Consider the following 3,324-nt stretch of genomic DNA (forward strand, 5'->3'; position numbering starts at 1 on the left):
GGGGCGACGACGAGACCAAACGGACACTCGGGCCGGTCGGCGACCCGGAGACGTTCGTCGAGACGTTCGACCTCCCGCTCCAGTCGACCGAATTTTCGCCGCTCAACCGGCGGTTCGTCGGTGCTGCGGTCGGATCAGTTGCCCTCACCGCCGTCGGCAGCGTCGTCGTGGCCGCCACGCCGCTCGGCCCGTCCGTCCCGTGGGTACTTCTCCCGGTGTATCTTCCGTTTCTCGGTGTCGTCCCGATGGGGCTCTGGAAACTCGCACATCGGTGACTGACTCGTATTACTGGTAGGTGATTGGGTCTCAGTCAAACCTTTCTTTTTGCCGAGTGACCGACTTCCGCCCTGTATTCAGAGTGAACACAGAAATCTACCCAACCACTGTCAAAAGTGACGTGCAACACTCAGAGGGAGTCTGCAGTTAATATTGAGTCGAGTATTCTATCCCCCAATGTACATTACTTAACAGGATTATACTTGTTCTCATAGTCTATGTCTGCTACGTCGTCCAGTGATTCTCCCAGTTCACGGTGGTGGTACGGAGTCGCATTCTTCATCGGAGTGTTGGGACTCTCATGGGGTTCGTACGGTATTCTTCGGTTAGTGAGCGACACGCAGGCCGGTTCTCCTCCAAGTCTCGTCCCGAGCGGTCCAGAGACTGGCTTGCTATTCTTATTCTCCCTACTCACGACGGCAGCGACGGTTCTCGTCGGTAGTCTTCTAGCTCCGTTGTACTCGTTGTGTCTCTATCTCGATGTCCGAACACTGCATCAACACAAGAACAATTGGATACCTAACCGGCTGCTGTGGGGCCTGGTTGCTATACTACACTTGGGGTCGTTTGTGTTTTCAGCCGTGCAACTGATCACAATTCCAGCAGGTGTAGTGTACCTCTACAGACGCCACAAAGAAATCGGACTAAGATAGCCTCACTAGGCTCTGTTGAAATCCTCAGAGAGTTACAGGTTCTTCCGGTAGTTTGACTGAATGCAGACCCTCCCAAAGTCGCAGTTGCTCCGGTTTGTTGAGCAGGCGTATCACTTGGCTCAGCGAGCTGTCGCTCGGTACTCTTCGAAATTCTCGAAACGGCGGTACACACTTCATCAACACATCGTCCTCCTCTGTCTCAAGGTTCGGAAGAATACAACGTATCGAACGCTCCTTGACGAATTAATCGAGATGCCTCGGATTCGATGCGCTATCCATCTTGAGGAACTCCCATCCACCTCGACGTTGTGTAAGGCGTTCAATCGCCTCGATATGGCGGTTTGGCGCGTCCTGCTCAACCTCTCAGTCGCACTCCTTCCGACCAACGGTATCGTCGGGATTGATGCCTCGGGGTTCGACCGGAGTCACGCCTCGAAACACTATACGAAGCGAGCGAAGCTGACGATTCAGCAGTTGAAAGTCACGCTTCTCGTGGACACGAGGTCGAACGCGATTCTCGACTTACACGTAACGACGACACGAAAACACGACTCGAAGATCGCGCCGTCGCTCATCAAGCGGAATACCGACGAAGTAGCGATTCTCCTCGGTGACAAGGGGTACGATGACCAGAAGATTCGTGCATTAGCTCGTGAAGATGATGTTCGTCCGGTCATCAAGCATCGAGAATTTTCGCCGCTCCACAAGGCGTGGAACTCCCGGCTTGACGCTGACCTCTACGGGCAACGTAATCAGAACGAGACGGTGAACTCTCGTCTCAAACGGAAATACGGCGCATTCGTCCGCTCACGACGCTGGTGGAAGCAGTTCCGTGAACTCGCTATTGGCTGTCTCACTCACAACATCGACAAGACAATCTGAACGTTAGATATAGAGCGTGCCCATTGCATTGGATCACGTAGTAGACACAATCATTCGACCTCTGTTACGACTTGCTCAGTGGTCGAATCATCATCACGATCTGTTAGAGTGAGTCCTGGAAGTTCCTCAGTAGCACAACTTGAGCAGTAGAAGTTGTGATTCTCAGACAGCGTCCATATCGGGATCCCTGCGGCAGTATATTCTTCACGGTACCGACGAACCAAACCCTCCCTCATCTTAGCGTCACAACTGGTACACGATTCCACCCTGTTTTCTGACTCTGAGAGAACCCTACTATCGACACTCTGAACTCGGCCAAACCGTGAAACCTCGTGACGGCGGTCAAGTCGACGCCGGAAGCGAGGGTTGACCAACATACCCGATGTTATGAAAACGAATGAAAACAGGAGGACTAAGATTGGGATCACCATATCTGCTGTTCCGGCGTACTGAATAAGTCCGCCGAGGCCACTCAGGAACGCGGCGGTACCGAGTCCAATTAGAAGCCACCCGGCGATGCCGTTCATCAGATCAGATATTGTATCTGCGAATTCGACGCTGGAGGGCTTGTTGGGCATTTCTAGTTCAGTAGTGAAGTACCGTCTCAAAAAGATTTTGCGAACAGGCTATCGATATCATTGTCCAACTTGGCGTTGATCGATATACAGTTCTAACTAACGGCTGTTTCAGCGAAAGATGTATCGAACCAATAGGATTTCAACAGAGCCCCTCACTACTCTTCCCTTCCGCAATGCCTGACTCGCGTTCTGCATTCAGTACGTCCGCTGAAATCTACACCCAGTCTCTGTCTAGCGCGGCGTGACAGATCTAGTGAGTGTATGCAGCAAGATACTTTGTTCAGATAAGACGACAGAAGAGGTATGCTCTTACGAAGTAGAGATTGATTTAGAATATGGTCTCTCAGAAGGCGAGGCTAATCGTTGCTGCCCTTCTAACCAGTATCCCATTCAGAGCAGCTGGCTCACAAGAACCGTTTTCAGGAATCTGGTTTGCTCTCGTCTTTGGTAGTCTACTGGGTGCGGTACTTCTTGTCAGAGAGTACCGGCAGTACCAAGCTGAATGACGCACTCTCGCCCTCGATCCAGCACACTCACAGAAACCTCACCGAACGTTGCCAGAAGTCGCGTGCAACATACCGAGGGTTTGTCTCAGTTCGCTACCGACGGACAAGGCGTCTACACAGGAACGCTGTAGGACCACTCCGTCTATGTTTAGTTCAAACGTTCTACGTCGAGTCGGCGTCGCCGACCCACGTCGGTCGCTCAAGGTCGGTGTTGTCTGACTCAAACTTGAATGTGATCCTGTACGTCGCGGGTTCGTCAGTGGCCAACCTGACCAGCGCATACTCCGCATATGTTCCCGCAGGTGCTGTTACGTCCCAGGATACGTTTGCTGATTTGACTACGTGTGTGTCGCCGTCAGTATGTACCTCACCCGAAACATCTGTGAGACGGTACGTCTCCCTTCCATCGTACCATCCGGACTGTGGCTC

General features: G+C 52.4%; 1 protein-coding gene and 2 pseudogenes. 2 read left to right on the forward strand and 1 reads right to left on the reverse strand.

Features of this window, described 5'->3' with window-relative positions; translation table 11 throughout:
* Together AUR66_RS22365 and AUR66_RS18435 are read left to right on the forward strand one after the other, a co-directional pair.
* A pseudogene (locus AUR66_RS22365) lies at positions 1-275 on the forward strand (DUF6498-containing protein); the annotation flags it as partial.
* 714 nt (positions 276-989) lie between these two features.
* Positions 990-1,811: an IS5 family transposase gene (locus tag AUR66_RS18435; protein ID WP_058573594.1), complete on the forward strand. Its 822-nt coding sequence runs from the start codon at positions 990-992 to the stop codon at positions 1,809-1,811.
* A gap of 1,246 nt (positions 1,812-3,057) precedes the next feature.
* Here the strand turns inward: AUR66_RS18435 and AUR66_RS22970 are convergent.
* Positions 3,058-3,324 (reverse strand): annotated as a pseudogene (locus AUR66_RS22970) (hypothetical protein); the annotation flags it as partial.

It is taken from the genome of Haloferax profundi (assembly GCF_001469865.1).
GTDB lineage: Archaea > Halobacteriota > Halobacteria > Halobacteriales > Haloferacaceae > Haloferax > Haloferax profundi.

Excerpts from the sequence above, each read along its gene's own strand:
- AUR66_RS18435 (WP_058573594.1), top strand. The coding sequence starts at position 990 with ATGCAGACCCTCCCAAAGTCGCAGTTGCTCCGGTTTGTTGAGCAGGCG.